General features: G+C 47.5%; 20 protein-coding genes. 5 read left to right on the forward strand and 15 right to left on the reverse strand.

What is annotated here, in order from left to right:
* Positions 1–63: 63 nt before the first annotated feature.
* Positions 64–1,050 (forward strand): proline iminopeptidase-family hydrolase, encoded by a 987-nt coding sequence (locus tag AC2T0J_RS05430; protein WP_489809142.1) that lies wholly within the window; start codon positions 64–66, stop codon positions 1,048–1,050.
* Positions 1,051–1,815: 765 nt separating this feature from the next.
* On the opposite strand, the gene rpsQ is transcribed toward AC2T0J_RS05430, so the two are convergent.
* The 11 genes from rpsQ to rpsJ are packed head-to-tail and all read right to left on the reverse strand — an operon-like array spanning position 1,816 to position 6,753.
* Positions 1,816–2,073 (reverse strand): 30S ribosomal protein S17, encoded by a 258-nt coding sequence (gene rpsQ / locus AC2T0J_RS05435; protein WP_070177563.1) that lies wholly within the window; start codon positions 2,071–2,073, stop codon positions 1,816–1,818.
* Positions 2,073–2,264 carry a 50S ribosomal protein L29 gene (rpmC, locus tag AC2T0J_RS05440; protein WP_073324256.1) on the reverse strand — a complete coding sequence of 64 codons (192 nt, stop codon included), beginning with the start codon at positions 2,262–2,264 and terminating at the stop codon, positions 2,073–2,075. The genes rpsQ and rpmC overlap by 1 nt, the downstream gene beginning before the upstream one ends.
* Positions 2,264–2,674: a 50S ribosomal protein L16 gene (gene rplP, locus AC2T0J_RS05445; protein ID WP_105935539.1), complete on the reverse strand. Its 411-nt coding sequence runs from the start codon at positions 2,672–2,674 to the stop codon at positions 2,264–2,266. Before rplP ends, rpmC begins: the two co-directional genes overlap by 1 nt.
* 2 nt (positions 2,675–2,676) lie before the next feature.
* Positions 2,677–3,381: a 30S ribosomal protein S3 gene (gene rpsC / locus AC2T0J_RS05450; protein ID WP_487120861.1), complete on the reverse strand. Its 705-nt coding sequence runs from the start codon at positions 3,379–3,381 to the stop codon at positions 2,677–2,679.
* A 9-nt stretch (positions 3,382–3,390) separates the two neighbouring features.
* The gene (rplV, locus tag AC2T0J_RS05455) at positions 3,391–3,723 is read right to left on the reverse strand and encodes a 50S ribosomal protein L22 (protein ID WP_489809143.1); all 333 of its coding nucleotides are present in this window, start codon (positions 3,721–3,723) and stop codon (positions 3,391–3,393) included.
* An 11-nt stretch (positions 3,724–3,734) separates the two neighbouring features.
* A complete protein-coding gene (rpsS, locus tag AC2T0J_RS05460; RefSeq protein WP_070177558.1) occupies positions 3,735–4,010 on the reverse strand; it encodes a 30S ribosomal protein S19 in 276 nt (91 codons plus the stop codon).
* Between the two features lie 15 nt (positions 4,011–4,025).
* Positions 4,026–4,850, reverse strand: a complete 825-nt coding sequence (gene rplB / locus AC2T0J_RS05465; protein ID WP_489809144.1) for a 50S ribosomal protein L2 — start codon at positions 4,848–4,850, stop codon at positions 4,026–4,028.
* A gap of 14 nt (positions 4,851–4,864) precedes the next feature.
* Positions 4,865–5,164: a 50S ribosomal protein L23 gene (gene rplW, locus AC2T0J_RS05470; protein ID WP_105935536.1), complete on the reverse strand. Its 300-nt coding sequence runs from the start codon at positions 5,162–5,164 to the stop codon at positions 4,865–4,867.
* Positions 5,161–5,766: a 50S ribosomal protein L4 gene (gene rplD / locus AC2T0J_RS05475; protein ID WP_489809145.1), complete on the reverse strand. Its 606-nt coding sequence runs from the start codon at positions 5,764–5,766 to the stop codon at positions 5,161–5,163. The genes rplW and rplD overlap by 4 nt, the downstream gene beginning before the upstream one ends.
* 18 nt (positions 5,767–5,784) lie before the next feature.
* Positions 5,785–6,423, reverse strand: coding sequence for a 50S ribosomal protein L3 (rplC, locus tag AC2T0J_RS05480; protein ID WP_105935534.1), 639 nt, complete (start codon positions 6,421–6,423; stop codon positions 5,785–5,787).
* Positions 6,424–6,441: 18 nt separating this feature from the next.
* Positions 6,442–6,753 carry a 30S ribosomal protein S10 gene (gene rpsJ, locus AC2T0J_RS05485; protein ID WP_010179497.1) on the reverse strand — a complete coding sequence of 104 codons (312 nt, stop codon included), beginning with the start codon at positions 6,751–6,753 and terminating at the stop codon, positions 6,442–6,444.
* Positions 6,754–7,215: 462 nt separating this feature from the next.
* Between rpsJ and AC2T0J_RS05490 the strand changes: the two genes are divergently transcribed.
* Positions 7,216–7,428, forward strand: a complete 213-nt coding sequence (locus AC2T0J_RS05490) for a bacteriocin (RefSeq protein WP_489809146.1) — start codon at positions 7,216–7,218, stop codon at positions 7,426–7,428.
* Between the two features lie 277 nt (positions 7,429–7,705).
* Here AC2T0J_RS05490 and AC2T0J_RS05495 read toward each other — a convergent pair whose 3' ends face one another.
* Positions 7,706–9,610, reverse strand: coding sequence for a tetratricopeptide repeat-containing diguanylate cyclase (locus tag AC2T0J_RS05495; RefSeq protein WP_489809147.1), 1,905 nt, complete (start codon positions 9,608–9,610; stop codon positions 7,706–7,708).
* 115 nt (positions 9,611–9,725) lie between these two features.
* Positions 9,726–10,205 (reverse strand): acyl-CoA thioesterase, encoded by a 480-nt coding sequence (locus AC2T0J_RS05500; protein ID WP_489809148.1) that lies wholly within the window; start codon positions 10,203–10,205, stop codon positions 9,726–9,728.
* 81 nt (positions 10,206–10,286) lie between these two features.
* Here AC2T0J_RS05500 and AC2T0J_RS05505 point away from each other — a divergent pair, with 81 nt between their 5' ends.
* From AC2T0J_RS05505 to AC2T0J_RS05515, 3 genes are all read left to right on the forward strand, one after another.
* The gene (locus tag AC2T0J_RS05505; protein WP_489809149.1) at positions 10,287–12,038 is read left to right on the forward strand and encodes a DUF4153 domain-containing protein; all 1,752 of its coding nucleotides are present in this window, start codon (positions 10,287–10,289) and stop codon (positions 12,036–12,038) included.
* A gap of 157 nt (positions 12,039–12,195) precedes the next feature.
* On the forward strand, positions 12,196–14,415 hold the full coding sequence (locus AC2T0J_RS05510) for a GspE/PulE family protein (RefSeq protein ID WP_489809150.1): 2,220 nt from the start codon (positions 12,196–12,198) through the stop codon (positions 14,413–14,415).
* A 155-nt stretch (positions 14,416–14,570) separates the two neighbouring features.
* Positions 14,571–16,103: a sensor domain-containing diguanylate cyclase gene (locus AC2T0J_RS05515; RefSeq protein WP_489809151.1), complete on the forward strand. Its 1,533-nt coding sequence runs from the start codon at positions 14,571–14,573 to the stop codon at positions 16,101–16,103.
* Between the two features lie 22 nt (positions 16,104–16,125).
* Here the strand turns inward: AC2T0J_RS05515 and AC2T0J_RS05520 are convergent, their stop codons facing one another.
* Together AC2T0J_RS05520 and AC2T0J_RS05525 are read right to left on the reverse strand one after the other, a co-directional pair.
* Entirely contained in the window at positions 16,126–16,878 is a 753-nt protein-coding gene (locus tag AC2T0J_RS05520) for a sugar-binding protein (RefSeq protein ID WP_489810438.1), read from the reverse strand.
* A gap of 142 nt (positions 16,879–17,020) precedes the next feature.
* The gene (locus AC2T0J_RS05525) at positions 17,021–17,776 is read right to left on the reverse strand and encodes a hypothetical protein (protein WP_489809152.1); all 756 of its coding nucleotides are present in this window, start codon (positions 17,774–17,776) and stop codon (positions 17,021–17,023) included.
* Positions 17,777–18,052 lie beyond the last annotated feature (276 nt).

Raw genomic sequence — 18,052 nt, forward strand, 5'->3', positions numbered from 1 at the left:
TGGAGCACAAACTCAAACCCTTTTATACTGACAGAAGCCACTCAAATTAAAGGTTCCGTTGTCATGAAGTCCTGCCGTTTATTGTTCTCCTCGTTGCTACTGACGCTGGTAATGCTCTTTATTCCACACGTTTTCGCTGGAACACCCCCCTATGCAGCACCTGAAAAAGAATTCATGGTGCCGGTGGAAGGCGGTAAGGTATATGTCAGATTAAACGGCATAAAACACAAGGACTCGATTCCTGTAATCTTTATTCACGGCGGCCCCGGTGGCACACACAACGGCTTTGCCGGTATGACCGGATTATCTGATGATCGCATGGTGATCATGTACGACCAACTCGACAGCGGTAAGTCTGAGCAAACCAATAACCCTGCCAACTGGCGCGTAGAACGGTTTGTTGAATCTATCGAGACTATTCGCCAGCACCTGAATATCCCGCGCTGGCATGTGGTTGGGCACAGCTGGGGGTCGGCACTGGCGCTGGAATATACCGCGAGATACCCCAACAAGGTAGTATCCACAGTACTTGGTGGCACGTTTATATCTACCCCTCATTGGATCATGGATGCTAATTTGTTGGTTAAAGCCGCCCCTGAGTCAGTGCAGAAAACACTTCGCCGGTGTGAATCGCCACAGCCGCCGGCCGTTGAGAAATGCAGTGCCGCTTATACTAAACTCTACTCCGCTTTTTATACACCGGGCGAGTCTACCCCGGAAAGCCAGAAATATGCCCAAAACGTTGGCGGCAATGGGTTTAACCCGGTGATCTACAATGCCATGTGGGGCCCCAGCGAATTTTCCTCTACCGGGGTATTAAAGCATTACGATGCCACCCACTTACTCAGCCGTATCGACCCGGCTAAAACCCTGTTTATGATTGGCCAGTACGACTCCGCGCGAATCGATACGGTGCAGGATTACCTTGCCTTAACCCCGGGGGCTGAGCTTGCGGTAGTACCAGGCGGTGCCCACGGTTTTTACAGTGACCGGCCCGTTATCACTCAGGCTGTGTTAACCAGCTGGCTTCACCGACACGACCCGAATTAAGCCGGAATACCAGTCCTCAGTCGTTGCGTTAGCGAATGAACGAATGCAGTATATAGTCATGGCTAAAATGAGAAGTATCACAATAGTCCAATCATCCAGACGCGAGATCTATCGTGGGAGGTATTGCTTTATCGGCACCGCTTCAGAAGCTTAAACCGGGATATCTGCATAACGTGCTTAAAACTAACAGGCTAACTGGATACATTGATACAACCTTCAGGTGATAAACCTATAAAAAACTATACTGAGATTGCTGGAAATTACCTTAGTCGCTAACGAAACGCTTGATTTGATGTTAAGCAAAAGCAGATACCCACCTTTACGTCTGCGCATTGCTAACTCTCAATGTTTATGTAGGACAAATAGAAAACTGTATAGCTGTTTATTTTTGACACAGTGTCTAAAAATGTAGATTTTAGAAAAGAAAATCATAATATTCATGAGGATAGAAACTATTCTCACAATCAACCTCAAGCCAGCGCCGAGATAAATTACCACACAACGAACTATGGCGCTATAACTGGTTGAAACCATGCATATCACAATTAAAGTTTTACTTAACACTCTTTTAAGTAACACTTAAATTAAAGTTTAGTCAAGGTTAATCACGCAATATCAGTAACTTAAACTTATTATTATAAATTAATAGAGACTAATACAAGAATCTATACTAGATACCCATATTTATGGGTTATATCAGGATGTTCCAGCCATAAAAAAGCCGCTCAAAAGAGCGGCTTTTTTTAAACGCTTAGAAAGTAGCGATTAAACGCCAGCTTTCTCAACAACGTCAACCAACATCCAAGATTTGTTCTTAGAGATTGGTGCACACTCGCGAACAGTCACTGTATCGCCTTCGTTGCACACGTTGCTTTCGTCATGAGCGTGCAGTTTAGTAGTACGCTTGATGAACTTCCCGTAAATAGGGTGTTTAACAAAACGTTCTACCGCAACAGTAATGGTTTTATCCATTTTGTTGCTAACCACACGACCTTGTACTGTACGAATTTTTTGCTCAGTCATTACGCATCAGCCTTTTGAGTCAGAATGGTTTTAACACGCGCGATGCTGCGACGCACTTTCTTCAACTGGTCGGTTTTTTCAAGCTGGCCAGTTGAATGCTGCATGCGTAAGTTGAACTGTTCGCGTAGCAGGTTTAATAACTCTGCATTCAGCTCTTCTACGCTTTTATCTTTCAGTTCAGCTGCTTTCATTACATCACCGTCCGAGTTACAAAGGTTGTTTTAAATGGCAGTTTTGCCGCAGCCAAAGTAAACGCTTCGCGTGCCAGAGCTTCAGGAACACCTTCCATCTCATAAAGAACACGACCAGGTTGAATTTGGCATACCCAGTACTCAACGTTACCCTTACCTTTACCTTGACGAACCTCTAGAGGCTTCTCAGTAATTGGCTTGTCAGGGAAAACCCGAATCCAGATTTTACCTTGACGCTTAACGTGACGAGTCATGGCACGACGTGCAGCCTCAATTTGGCGCGCGGTCATTCGACCACGACCAACCGCTTTAAGACCGTAAGTACCAAAGGCAACAGTAGCTCCTGCAGCTGTACCGCGGTTGCGGCCTTTGTGCATTTTACGGAATTTCATGCGTTTTGGTTGTAACATGATTAGCCCTCTCGCTTAGCGTTGCGGCCTTTCTTCTTAGGTTGAGCTGGCGCTGCCGGCTCTTGTGTTGTAGGCAATCCGCCTAACACTTCACCTTTGAAGATCCATACTTTAACGCCGATGATACCGTAAGTAGTAGCAGCTTCTGAGGTCGCGTAATCGATGTCCGCACGGAAAGTGTGCAGAGGAACACGACCTTCACGGTACCATTCAGAACGTGCAATCTCTGCTCCGCCCAAACGGCCGCTAACTTCTACTTTGATACCTTTTGCGCCAAGGCGCATTGCGTTTTGAACCGCACGCTTCATCGCGCGACGGAACATGACACGGCGTTCCAGCTGGCTTGAAATACTGTCAGCGACCAACTGACCATCCAGCTCCGGCTTGCGTACTTCAGCAATGTTGATCTGCGCAGGCACACCGGCCAGCTTAGATACATAGTTACGCAGCTTTTCAACGTCTTCGCCTTTCTTACCGATTACGACACCTGGACGAGCAGTGTGAATAGTCACACGGATACTCTTAGCAGGACGCTCGATCACGATTTTAGACAGTGAAGCGTTTTTCAGTTGTTTAGTCAGGTACTGACGTACCTGATGGTCATTGTACAGGTTATCTGCATAATCTGCGGTATTAGCGTACCAGGTAGAAGTCCATGGTTTACTGATACCCAGGCGTATACCTGTAGGATGTACCTTCTGTCCCATTATCTACTCCTAGTTATCCGCTACAACCACAGTGATGTGACTGCTACGCTTAAAGATACGATCCGCACGGCCTTTGGCTCGTGGCTTGATACGTTTCATAGTTGGGCCTTCGTCAACGAAGATCTTAGCGACGTGCAGTTCATCAATGTCTGCACCTTCGTTATGCTCTGCGTTAGCGATTGCTGATTCCAATACTTTCTTAATCAGCGCAGCGCTTTTCTTAGGGCTGTACGTTAAAAGCTCAAGTGCTTTTTCTACGTGCATACCGCGAACTTGATCCGCAACCAAGCGTGCTTTTTGAGCCGACGTGCGGGCAAAACGGTGTTTAGCTAATGCTTCCATCTTCCTACCCCTTAACGTTTAGCTTTCTTATCCGCGACATGGCCGCGGTAAGTACGCGTTGGCGCAAATTCGCCCAACTTGTGGCCGACCATTTCGTCACTCACGATGACAGGTACATGTTGGCGGCCGTTATGGACTGCAATGGTCAACCCAATCATATCTGGGATGATGATAGAACGACGAGACCAGGTTTTGATTGGTTTACGTTCGTTCTTTTCCACTGCAGCCTCTACCTTCTTCAGCAAGTGAAGGTCGATAAATGGACCTTTCTTGAGAGAACGTGGCATGGTGAATCCTCGCTATTACTTGTTACGACGACGTACGATAAGCTTATCAGTACGCTTGTTGCTTCGGGTTTTCTTACCTTTAGTAGGAACACCCCAAGGAGTTACTGGGTGACGACCGCCAGAAGTACGACCTTCACCACCACCGTGTGGGTGGTCAACCGGGTTCATTACAACACCACGAACGGTTGGACGAACACCACGCCAGCGGCTGGCACCAGCTTTACCTAATGAACGAAGCATGTGCTCTGCGTTACCTACTTCACCAATGGTGGCGCGGCAATCAGATAATACTTTGCGCATTTCGCCTGAACGCAGACGTAAAGTAACGTAGTTACCGTCACGAGCCAGGATCTGTGCGTTAGCACCGGCAGAACGTGCAATTTGTGCACCTTTACCAGGCTTCATTTCAATCGCGTGTACAATGGTACCAACAGGCATGTTGCGCATAGGCATAGCGTTACCCGCTTTGATAGGCGCATTTGAACCAGACTGGATTGCGTCACCCGCCTGAATACCTTTTGGTGCCAGAATGTATTTACGCTCACCGTCTGCATACAGTACTAAAGCAATGTTTGCAGAACGGTTAGGATCATATTCTAAACGCTCAACTTTCGCTGGGATGCCGTCTTTATTACGTTTAAAGTCAACTACGCGGTAGTGATGTTTGTGACCACCACCGATGTGACGTGTAGTAATACGACCATTGTTGTTACGGCCGCCAGTTTTGTCATTCTTTTCCAGCAAAGGTGCATATGGTGCGCCTTTGTGCAGGTCAGGATTAACAACCTTGATGACGTGACGACGACCGGCAGAAGTTGGCTTAGCTTTCATTAATGGCATTTCTAATCCCCTTCTTACTCAGCACCACCGACGAAGTCGATGTCCTGACCTTCTTTAAGCGCTACATACGCTTTTTTCCAGTCGCTGCGTTTACCGAAAGACATACCGTGACGCTTGGTTTTACCCTTAACGTTAACAGTACGAACCGAATCCACTTCAACCTCGAACAGTTTCTCAACTGCTGCTTTGATTTCAGCTTTGTTCGCGTCTTTAGCTACTTTAAATACAACTGTGTTACCCGCTTCAGCAGCCATGGTAGACTTTTCTGAAACGTGTGGTGCCTTAAGCACTTTTAGTAGACGTTCTTCTTTCATGCTAACGCCTCCTCAAGTTGTTTCACTGCATCAGCAGTGATAAGTACTTTTTCAAATGCAATCAGGCTGACCGGGTCGATACCAGCTACATCACGTACGTCAACCTTGTACAGGTTACGCGCAGCAAGGAACAGGTTTTCTTCAACTTCTGGCGTCACGATTAACACATCGTTTAATTCCAGATCGTTCAGCTTAGCAATCAGAGCTTTAGTCTTAGGTGTGTCAACACCGAACTTCTCAACCACAACCAGACGGTCTTGGCGAACCAGTTCAGACAGGATGCTCTTAATCGCACCACGATACATTTTCTTGTTAACTTTTTGATCAAAGTCACGAGGCTTGGCAGCAAATGCTCGGCCACCACCAACCCAGATTGGGCTGCGGATAGTACCGGCACGAGCACGACCAGTACCTTTTTGACGCCATGGCTTCTTACCGCCACCACGTACTTCAGAACGTGTCTTTTGTGCTTTAGTACCCTGACGAGCACCATTGCCGTAAGCTACAACGACCTGGTGAACCAGGGCTTCGTTGAATTCACGTCCAAAGGTCGCTTCGGATACTTCAAGAGCGCTTTGCGCGTCTTTCAATGTTAATTCCATCAGTTCAACTCCCAGACGTTACGCTTTAACAGCTGGCTTTACGACAACGTCGCCGCCAGTTGCGCCAGGTACGGCACCTTTAACCAGGATCAGGCTGTTTTCTACGTCAATACGTACAACTTCCAAAGACTGAGTGGTGACTTGCTTGTTACCAAGCTGACCAGCCATTTTCTTGCCTTTGAATACTTTACCTGGAGATTGGTTCTGACCAATTGAACCAGGTGCACGGTGAGACAATGAGTTACCGTGAGTTGCGCGTTGAGCAGAAAAGTTCCAACGCTTGATAGCGCCTGCGAAACCTTTACCTTTAGACGTACCAGTGACGTCAATTTTCTTGGTGTCGTTGAAGATTTCAACAGTGATTTCACTGCCTACTTCGATGTCGGCACCTTCGTTATCTTCCAGGCGGAATTCCCAAAGACCACGGCCAGCTTCAACACCAGCTTTAGCAAAATGACCTGCTGAAGCTTTGTTTACGCGGTTCGCTTTTTTGGTACCTGCAGTAACTTGCAGTGCGCGATAACCGTCAGTTTCATCAGTGCGTAACTGAGTAACACGGTTAGGGGTCGCTTCAATAACAGTCACAGGGATCGACGTGCCATCTTCAGTGAAGATGCGAGTCATACCCACTTTACGACCGACTAGACCAATCGCCATTGTTATTACCCTCTCTTGTTAGCCCAGGCTGATTTGAACATCAACACCAGCAGCCAAGTCCAGACGCATCAGCGCGTCAACGGTCTTGTCAGTTGGTTCAATGATGTCTACCAAACGCTTATGAGTACGGATTTCATATTGATCACGCGCGTCTTTATTAACGTGCGGAGAAATCAGAACTGTATAGCGTTCTTTGCGAGTAGGCAGTGGAATTGGACCGCTGACCTGAGCACCAGTACGTTTCGCCGTTTCAACGATTTCAGCCGTAGACTGATCGATCAACTTGTGATCAAACGCTTTTAAACGAATACGAATTCTTTGATTTGGCATCGATTAAGCTCCAATCGAAAGAACAAAAAAATCATCTTCTCACTCCCTTTTATTCTTGGGACGAAAAGATGTGCGTATAAACCAGTGGTTCCCAATTGGAACCTTGTTCTTTGTTTCTAACACTCCCGCCGCGTCTTCAGACGTTGCTTTGGCGACCACCCTAAAAGCAGTGTGGCTGCGGCTGAAACCATGCCCTGGGTACATATGTACGGGGCAAGTGGGCGCGAATTATACAGAGTTACCGAACTAATGCAACATCGCATTACACTTTTTGTACAGAAATGATGCATCTCTGATGGAAACTTCGTGGTTCGGATCAGTCTCAGTAAATCATGCACTCATAATTCTTGTCTTTTCCATATGGCAAAACCGCCTAATGTCCAGTAGTGAGGGAGCTTTTTTAGTCGTACCATTTATTTGCGTTGATCAGCGCAACTGCTAAATTTTTACGAGGATTAACATATGAAAGAACTTAGTATACAAGAACTGGATGCAGTCTCAGGTGGAGTTTCTGAAGACGCTATCTATGGGGGCTCACTAGCCAGTGCTGGCGGTTTCCTATTTACGGCCATTACATCAGCAGCGGCACTAACGCCTGTGGGAATGGGGATACTTTTAGGCGCATCAATCATCAGCTCAGGTATCGCGATTGCCACTGCGTATGATCCAGAGTAAAGCTAAGGGTTTTACATGGAAAATGTCAAAGAAGTACTTATAGCGCCTCACTTAAGTACCTTAGCAATTGGCATCGCGTTTTCCGCTTTCGTAAGTGCGATTCTGTTTTGCTTAACGTTTGTCGAAAAGCATCAATTGCTTCCTGTGTTTAGCATTATTACGGTATTTTACTTACTGAGTCATCTAGTAATAAAGTACAGCAGGTGAACGTAATTTAAACAGGGTATGTGGTATCACCCTGTTAGTTACCTCACTTCGTTTACCTATGTTTCTCAACTTAATGAACCACTTGGTCCTTACCATTGGCTTTTGCCTGGTACATCAGATTATCCGCCCGTGACAGGGTATGGGTCACAGACTCCTTGTCTTTGGCGTCCACCAGCCCAATAGAAAAGGCCACCCTGATATCAGGATACGCTGCAAGTGCTGCTGGCAACACCTTACATTCATCCATGAACTGCCTGAGAGCAACCGCTACTTCGTCGCAAGCTGCCGCCGGAAACACAAATAAGAACTCTTCACCACCAATCCGTCCAATGATGTCGGTATTACGGAAATCACGTTTTATGCGCTCCCCGACATGCTTAAGCACCTCATCCCCTACCTGATGTCCATAGGTATCGTTGATATATTTAAAATCGTCCAGGTCTGCAATGGCAACACTCAGCGGTTGATTTTGTCTGACGGCCAGCTTTTTCTCACGCTCGAGTAACAAAAAGGTCTGACGGCGGTTATACAGACCCGTGAGTTCATCAGTTTGAGCCAGTTTTTCCAGCTGTTGGTGCTGACGTTTAATACTGAAATACATAAACACAATAGCCATAAACATCACCACCAGCACCGCGATTACCAGTGCAACAATGGTCTGATCACGTTTATTAATGGCCAGCTCAGCCGTTTGCCGGGCATTGGTTTCCACCAGCAAACGGTTTTCATATTCCTTCTGGTCCAGCTCAAAACCTGCCCGTAACTGCTGAAAGCGTTCTTCATCCGCTTCTTTTCTACGTTTTATTTCCTCATCCCGGGCAGCTTGCAAGGTATGATAAGCGCTAGCGTAATTCCCGGAAGCAGCATCAAGCCTCGCTTTCAACAGCAAGGCCGTAGCCTTATGAAGGGTAATACCGTGCTCTGCAATGAGTTCTTCAGCCTGCTCAGTCACCTCGTACGCCTGTTCAATAAGCGCATTTTGCTCCAGCCACCTGGCCTTAATCAGTAACGCACCAACCTGTAAATGTACGTTATTACTTTGCTTAAAAGTGTCGATAGCTTCATTCAGCATTGGCATAAGCTGGGCGAGCTGTTCACTGCTGTGCTCATCGTTACTCGATAACATCACGTCAAACAGCGCCTGAGTTGTATATGCCTCACCTTGTTTATCACCAATTTCCACAGATATGGCCATGCTTTCATTGAAGTAATCAACCGCTTTATCAAGCCGATGGATTTTGCCGTGAGCGAGGCCCAGGCCATACAGGGAGTTAGACAGTTCAATCAGATTATCCGTTTGTCGATAGTACTGTGCGGATTCTTCAAAATAGGGGATAGCCAATCGGGGTTTTTCCTGAGCTTCGTATACCAGCGCTATGAAGGAGGCAATATGCGGGGCAACCGCGGTCAGCTCACTCTCCTGTTCTTGCTGAGCGATTCGATAAGCCTGAGTAAAGTAGTCAAGCGCTTCAACCAGATTGACCGTGGTCAGATTAATGGAGCCTAGCGCGATCAACGCCTCAATCATTACCGAGGTCGATTCATTATCAACCGCCCAGACTAGTGCTCGTTGTGCATAGTCAATACCCGGAGATGGGTCGGCCATGGTGTCATAAGCCCTTGCAACCTTGATGTTGCAAGCCTGCACCAGTGCTGAATCTTCTGTTTTCTGGGCCAGTAACAGGGCTTTTTTTGCGGCTACCAGCGCCTCATCGCCCAGAAATAGCGCGTAATACGCATCACTAAGTATATAGTGATACTGCGCTTGCTCATGAACCGAGAGAGAGGTATCAGCCAGGCGGGAATCAATAGTACTGATGACATCGGTAGGATGGTGGTTTATTCCATTAAGCAGTTTTGCTTTATCTTCAGGCCAGTCGATACCACTCGCACCGGAACTGACAATAAATAACGTCAGCAAAGCCAAAATACTCAGCAGTAATTTGTTCGGGAAAACGAAACACTTTAACTTCAAACTGTCTTAACCTGGCCGGCCATTCTGCCAGCATTAATCGCTCACTTATTGAGCATGACACAATACCCGGTTCCGTCAACCGGTATTATTCGTCGTGTGGAATAATGTGCATACGTTAATTATCCACGTAGGTCGTCATTTCTTCCCGAATCTGATCGCGCATTGCCATAAGCGTTAACGCCGAGTCCCGCTGTCGCTTGTCCTGTTCGGTTTGTGGCACCCAGTCCGGAACAGATGAAGGTTTACCATTTTCATCCATCGCTACCATCACTGCAATACAGTGAGTACAGAGTTCACGTTCGCTGCTTTTCGGATCGCCGGCACGTACCAGAATACGAATATGCATGGAGCTTTTCCCGGTATATATCACCTTCGCTTCCACTTCCACGATATTCCCTACCAGAATCGGTTTAACAAAATGCATACCGCCCACATAAGCCGTAATACAGTACTTACCACTCCACCCCGCTGCACAGCCGTAGGCACTCAAATCAATCCACTTCATTACTGCGCCGCCATGGACCTTACCACCGAAGTTGACATCCGCAGGTTCTGCCAAAAAGCGTAACGTTAATGAACGTTCTGTACCGGGCATAAGCTATTCTCTTTATTTAATTTTCACCAATTCATAAAACTACTGTAGTTTAATTGGTAAAACAATCAGGCGATTTTATTTATGGAAGAACTACGCTACCCCACCCGATTGATGCTGCTTGTTGCCCTGCTTCAGGGACTGGCCCTTTTACTGCTACATCAGTCCATTGACTTTGCGTTCTGGCCAGCGACAGCGCCCCAGTGGCTGTTTGCCGCTTACGCCCTGGTCATTATTGGGCCAGGTATGTACCTGTTGGGGGTTAACGAGCTCAATAAGGTAAAAATTGTCACCTATATTGCTCCTTTCGCCTTGCTTTGTTCACTGCTCGCCTACTACACCGGCGGCCAGGCTATCCCAGCTTCACCTTCGCGGCTGGATACGTTGCTTGGGCCCATGACATTCACCTTAGCTTTACTCACTTTCAAAGCATTGATGTATGTGCAGGTGAAAACCGCAAACGAACCTTTTACTTACCCCCAGTTATTTCACTATTCATGGCGGAACCTGCTCACTCTCGGGCTGGCTATTGCCTTTACGCTGGTTGCATGGGGCATTTTAATGCTGTGGGCCGGATTATTCGCGGTGATAAATATCGACTTCTTTGACCAGCTGTTTCAGGAGAAATGGTTTTATTATCCCGCGCTTAATCTGGCTTTGGCATTAGGAGTAGTGCTTATTCGCCGGCTCAGCGTCATCGTCGATACCATCAAGCAATTACAGCAGGCTTTGTTCAAGTACCTGTTAGTTCTGTTGGTCTTTGTTTCAGTCATTTTCCTGCTTGCATTACCGTTTACCGGTTTGTCGCCGCTATGGGAAAAAGGACCTGGCAGTTATCTCATTCTGTGGATGCAGGCCTGCCTGCTGTTTGCGCTAAACAGCGTCTATCAGGGCGATGCAACTGAACGCCCTTACTCGCCTTTGGTACACCGGTTTATCTATCTCGGCATACTGTTGTTACCTGTCTACAGCGCACTGGTATTTTATGGCCTGTCCTTAAGAGTGGAGCAGTATGGCTGGTCAGTAAGTCGTTACTGGGGCATGATTGTGTGGCTGTTTCTGGCGCTTTTCTCCCTTGGCTACCTGACTTGTATAGTCCGCTACAAAGACGACTGGATAGCCGGTCTTGGGCGCATTAATGTCGGGATGGGCTGGCTGCTTATGCTGGTGCTTGTACTGGTTAACAGTCCGTTTGCAGATTTACGCAAATTAACGGTTAACAACCAGTTAGCCCGTATCGAATCCGGACAAACCGAACTGCAGGACATCGACATACAATACTTTGCCCATCAGCTCGCTTTGCCTGGCTACCTTGCCATTGAGCAACTTAAGCAAACCTATGGCGACAGTCATCCAACGCTGGCGCTAAGGCTTTCGCGCGCCTATCAGGAAGATGCCATCGAACCTGAGCAGGACAAGCTAATGGTGATCAACAGTATTGAATGTCTCAACAACTGCGAAATGCCCTCTGATCTCGCTGATGTCATATACGACGACCTGACCAAAAGTAACTACCTGTTGCGTCAGGCGGAGCATCTATACCTGCTGGCAGTCGATCCTGATGGCGACAACGCAACCGATTACCTGCTAATGCTGGAAACTAACTATCTGGTAGATGCCACCCTGTATACGCGCAGCAATAAAAGCTGGTATCCGATAAATGTTGAAGATTTGGGACCCACTGGCAAAGATAAAAAGATGACTCTACGTGATCACCTACAGGCGTTGGAAGTAAATTATAGACAGCCGCAGTACCACATAATGCAAATCGGTGATTTTCACTTTAGTGTAACACTGAAGGAACAACTCAAGGCATCGCCTGAGCAGAATCAGTAAATAACCTGACCTGCACCGACTTTTACCACCTGTACCTTTTGCAGTATTGCTGCATTAGGTCAGAGGGTATAAGGTGATATATATTAATATTATACTTCGTCACAGCCGCATGTGTTTCCTGCCCTGTGAGTAACAGCTTACTAATTTGTAGTAGAATATGTCAGAGATAAATGAAAACCAGTTGGTGTTCGATAAAATCAACACGGTGCTTGAGAAAAAGCCGACGTTGTTAGATGCCTACAAAGAGCTAGAACCCCTTATACTCGGTTTATTTGATGCTCAACGCATGAGTATCTTTCAGCGTCGTCGGCAGCACCAGGATTTAGTCGCCCGGTTTAAAACCGGTAAAGAGTCAACGGAAATTAAGGTGCCAATCAGCCCGTTGTCGATTGCCGGGTATGTCGCTTTGTCGCAACGCCCCTTAATCATCTCTGACCCCTATGATCAGGAAGAGCTCGCGGCTATTCACCCACGCCTGCGCTTTGCCGACCGATTTGATAAAAGCAGCGACTTCAGAACCCGCAGTATTCTGTGTGTGCCGATTCTGAATGCCGGTGTAATCATGGGCGTTTTCCAGATTATCAATAAAAATAACGGGCCATTCACCAACCGTGACATGGAGCTTGCGCAGCAACTGAATGACATTCTGGGTACCAAGTTCCGATACGAACTAGGGGGCACTCAAAACCCCTTTGATCTTTTACTGCACGAAAACCTGCTCAGTGAGAAAGCGCTCACGGAGCTTCAGGAAACCAGCAGCGATATACGTCAGATGGTACAGAGGTTAATGTCGGAATACCGCATTAACGAAGGTAAGCTGGGCACCTCATTGTCGATTCACTATCAGGTGCCATACATCGGCTTTGATCCTGAGAAATACCATGTTTATCAAAGTGAAAGCCGTCTTAATACGTCTTATCTGAAACGTAATTTTGTGGCTGTGATTGCCGACGCCCACGATAAGCCCATTGTGTTGATGGCTGAGCCCAATAATGCGTCTTTGCTAATGGAAATTGAAAGCGCGCTGGGTATCGACAGCTACGACATTGCGGTAGGCCTGCCTAACCATATTCTGCAGTACCTCGGAGACTCAGCAGGCGGCGGTGCCCCGGGCGAAATGAGTGAGATCCTCGATGAAATCGGTACTTCGGTTGAGGAGTCAGAGGAGGGGGTTGATGAACTTTCCGATGATGCACCGGCAGTGGTACGACTGGTAAGCCGTATTTTGCACGACGCCAAGCGCCTCAATGCCTCAGATATTCATATCGACCCGGAAAAAAGTGGCCCGACCCGGGTTCGTATGCGGATCGACGGGGTGTGTCGTGATATCAACCAAGTGCCGGCCTCTCACCATAGTGCGGTGATTGCGCGGATTAAAATTATGTCTAACCTGAACATCGCCGAAAAACGCGTGCCTCAGGACGGCAAGCTGGCATTCAGAATGAGTGGTCAGTTAGTGGAAGTGCGGGTTGCTACCATTCCAACCGTAGCCGGTGAAGGGGTGGTTATGCGGATCCTGGCATCTGGCGGTGCCATGCCCATGGACAAAATGAATGTCGCGCCGAATAATTTGACCCGGCTCGAGGAAATGATCAAAAAACCGCACGGCATATTATTGGTTGTTGGACCTACCGGTTCGGGTAAAACCACCACGCTGCACGCAATTCTCGGTTACCTGAATACACCGGAAAAGAAAATCTGGACAGCCGAGGACCCGGTAGAAATCACTCAGCCTGGCTTACAGCAGGTGCAGGTAAGTCCGAAAATTGGCTTTACGTTTGCCAATGCACTCAGGGCATTTTTGCGAGCCGACCCGGATATTATTTTGATTGGTGAGATGCGGGATAAAGAAACCGCTCACGCTGGTATTGAGGCCTCATTAACCGGTCACCTGGTTTTATCTACCCTGCACACTAACTCTGCACCGGAAACGATTACCCGTTTACTGGATTTGGGGCTCGATCCGGTTAACTTCTCTGACGCCTGTGTGGGCATACTCGCGCAGCGCCTAATCAGAACCTTATGCAGTAGCTGTAAGGAAAAGCACCCGGTATCAGATACTGATATGGCCTTTATCAAACGCCAGTACGGCGAAGAGTATATCGACGAACTTAACCTTCCTGATAATCTTGAAATCTACCAGGCCAAGGGCTGCGACGACTGCGGCGATACCGGCTATCGGGGTCGGACCGGTGTACACGAGTTACTGGGCATGACACCAGCACTACGCTCGCTGGTTTATAAGGAGGCTTCGGTTGCCGAGATGAAAGCCCAGGCTATGCAGGATGGAATGCGAACCCTTATCCAGGACGCTATCTACAAGGTAATAAAAGGCGACACGGACCTCGCTCAGGTACAAATTATTGGAGGCGACTGACGAAGCGCGCCTCCCAACATTAATCAAAATAAATACCTGCATAACCTTTTTTTGATTCACAGAGCTCTAGAGTGCGCGTAAAGTAATCAATACCGTGGGATCACGGACTTTAAACGGATAAATAATCGAACTTTTTGGTAGCAGGTTGTTAAGTTGTGAAGCTGGATATGTGGCGTTTTAACGGATTTTATATTGTCGTGATGCTGATGATGTTATTTTCGTCGCCGGGTTACGCCGACTGTCAGATTATTACTCCCCGAGCTCAGTCAATACAACATCCGGTAGACATCACTCTCGGCTTAAACGATATCCAGTTTCGTTGCCAGTTAGCACACGCCCAGGTACTGAGCTTTCCCCTGGACGCCCTGTACAAGCCCTCTGTGTATACCGCTCAGGATGTCACTATCTCGCCTCTAACCAGCGCCAGAGCTGCCTACCTGCTGCCGGAGGGTGTTTATCAGTTTACCCTGACAGCCGAATCTGATCATATCAGCAAAGTCAGAATGTCGCTTCGCGACCTCAGTACGTTTCAGCATGACAACAACCTGCACATTTTAACCATTAGCGCCTTTGGTGGGTTTTGCATCGCGCTTTGCATTTATGTAGGGATCCTCGGTCGTAGCCTGCGTAATGCAGGGTTTTACGCTTATAGTGGCTATATTTTAAGTGCCGGTTTTTTCTTTGTGCTGCAGGAAGGCGTGCTACGCATTTTGTTCCCTGCTGTGCATTGGCTACACAGCCACCAGATTAAAGCCATTTTCGCCGGTATCACCGTTTATACAGCGCTGCGCTTCATCACAATACTGCTCGACCTGCGCCTGATACTGAAACGGTGGGAATACCTGACTATCCTTTACAGCGGAATGATTGTGCTGGTACTCGGTTTTATCGCTGCATTGCCTGTCGCACCTTTGCACGCCACGGCTAATCAGTTAATGGGACTGGTAACCTTATTCGGTATGGCGGCTGTCACTCTGGCCACCCTCTACGCCTTGTTACGTAAAGTGCATGGTGCTGGTTGGGTACTGATTGCTTTGCTGGTATTACTCGCCGCCATGTTATTCAGAGTGTCGTTACCCAATGTCAGCGAATTCCTCCATCGTTACGCGTTGATTATGGCAGTAACCCTGGAAGCCCTGTTGTTAGCTATCGCGGCGTCGGAGCGCGTCAAACGTCTTCAGTCTGACAAAATGCGGGCATATTACGCTGCCTCAAGTGACCCACTGTGCCCGGTATTAAATCGTCGTGGCTGGGAAGAGTCGGCACAAAAGATGTTAACAAGCCACAGTAAAGAGGGCGGCGTGTTGTTATTGTTGTTTATCGATATGGATGACTTTAAGCAAATTAACGACACCTACGGGCATCGGGTAGGCGATCAGGTATTGGTGATACTGGCCAAAATTCTTAACAGTCAGTCGCGGGCACAGGATATTGTTGGTCGCCTCGGTGGCGACGAGTTTGTGGTGATGAGCCATTGTCACAACCGCACTATTGCAGAACGGGTTAAGCAGCGCGTGGCGGAGCGTTTGAACGATCTGATAATAAAAGTTGATGACCAGCATATCCGGGTGTCGGCCAGTGTGGGAGCCCAGATTATTGATACTCCACACAGCGACCTGGCGTTACTGCTCCATGCTGCAGACATGCTCATGTATGAACAAAAACATGCCGCTCTTGGTGTTCAATAGACTGAAGTTTTGGCCCAGGATATTATTCAACCAGTTTGATCTTACCGAACACGGAAGCATCAATAAAGCCGAGGTTACGATCGCCATTTACCGGTTCAATTTCATGGGAACCAACGAAATGCTCACGCTCTTCACTGCCGTCATTGTCGCAATAAGCCAGCATAAATCCAAGTACCTGCTCAGCTGAAAGGCTCTGCGGCGGTACCGGCTGGTTATGATGGAAGGTGTCCGGATATACCCGGAAGCTTACTTCCCAGGTTATTTGATAAGGTGCCGTGTCTTCGCGGGTCCACCGGCTGGTTACGTGATCATTCAGTAAGACAAATTCCTGACCACCATTACTCGTTGGGCCGATATCCACTACATTGCCATCCAGTGCGATATGGTAGGCAAATGCGTTGTAAGATTTCAGGTGATTACCACCTGACGCGTCGGCATCAATAAAAATCTCCAGACAGTCGTCATCCCAGTAGGTCAATAGCGGATCAGGGTGGCTGTCTACCAGTACATCATCAATGATTTCTACCTGCAAATACAGCTGTTCTTCGTCCCACAGCATTTTAAAGCGGCCACTGAAATCCGCCGGGATCGGCATTGTGCCAACCATGAGATGCTTAAGAGAATGCCATTTTGCATTATCCCAGGCCGCTTCATCCGCTTTACCATCAATGACAATGGGCGAACTGGCTTTAATCACTTCGGTTGGCGCTGCTAACACCTGCCCGGTTGCTGCCATACTTAAATATCCGGCCAGCATGATCCTGTTTAGTTTCATCATGATATTTCGCCCGTTTTGCGTTGTAATAAAAAAACGTAGTTTAACAACAATTTTACAACAGCTGCACTACTTAATTTATTACGCGCATAAAAAAGGCCTGCATAGGCAAGCCTTTTGCGTACGAACAAGTCGTCACTAATTATGCACTACGACGGCGGCGAGCCGCGAGCAGAGAACCACCAATAATCAGTAACAGCGAGGCTGGCGCTGAAGCTGGTGTTGTTGGAGGAAGGCTGTCTTGATCTAATAATGCATAACGAACCTGACCACCGGCAACCAGATACTCACCGATACCATTACCCCAGAACGACACTTGGGTAAACTCATCACTATCGTCAAATGCCGCTACGAATATTTCAAATACATCACTAGACGGATTATCCTGCGACGGGAAAAGCCCTTCAGCATTTGTTGATGCCGATGCGACTAAAATTGGCGCGCCACCATCAAACGAGATGAAAAGATCTGTAGTCGGGTCAGTACAGCAGGTAGCCCAGTCGCCTACTTCAAAGCCAACAGCATTTACCGCGCTATCGAAGGTGAAGGTAATGCCGCTACTAAAATAGTCCATTGGATTCGTACGAGGAATTGAACCGCCCCCCGCCGGGTCGATACCAATTGCAGTACCAGTTAATGAACCATAGGTTGTACCGGATGCAAAGCCGCCATCGTTTTGGGTGATAATATAGTCACCACGGTCGATTGAAGCACCTGATAAGATAGTATCCCAGATATCAACACCAACAGTACCACCGGCACCCGTTACGGTACCGTCGAAATCGGCCACGCCGTCAGTAATGCCATCAAATACAGTTAGAATGGTTGCGTTGGCAGCAGATGCTGATGCCAACAGTACACCGGCGAGACCGCCAGCAAACAGTTTCTTCGCTTTCATGTAAAAGTCCTTCTTTAATAAACGTCCGTAGTACTGCGAAATCTCTACGTTTTTATTTGCAGTATATTAAGCATGATTAAAAATCAAACACACTTAGCGCTTTGTTAGCAAAGAAGGGGCCAGATCGTAAGATTTACTATTAATTAATTGAATAAGTGCCAATTTTTTGTATTGAGGGCTTTTTGCGTAATTCTGTGAAATGTCGATTTGTAAAAAAAAGCGACATTATACTTTAGTGTTATGTAACAACATTAGCAGGGCTGTTTAAACAGCCCT

Source organism: Alteromonas sp. ISO5 (genome assembly GCF_058105165.1).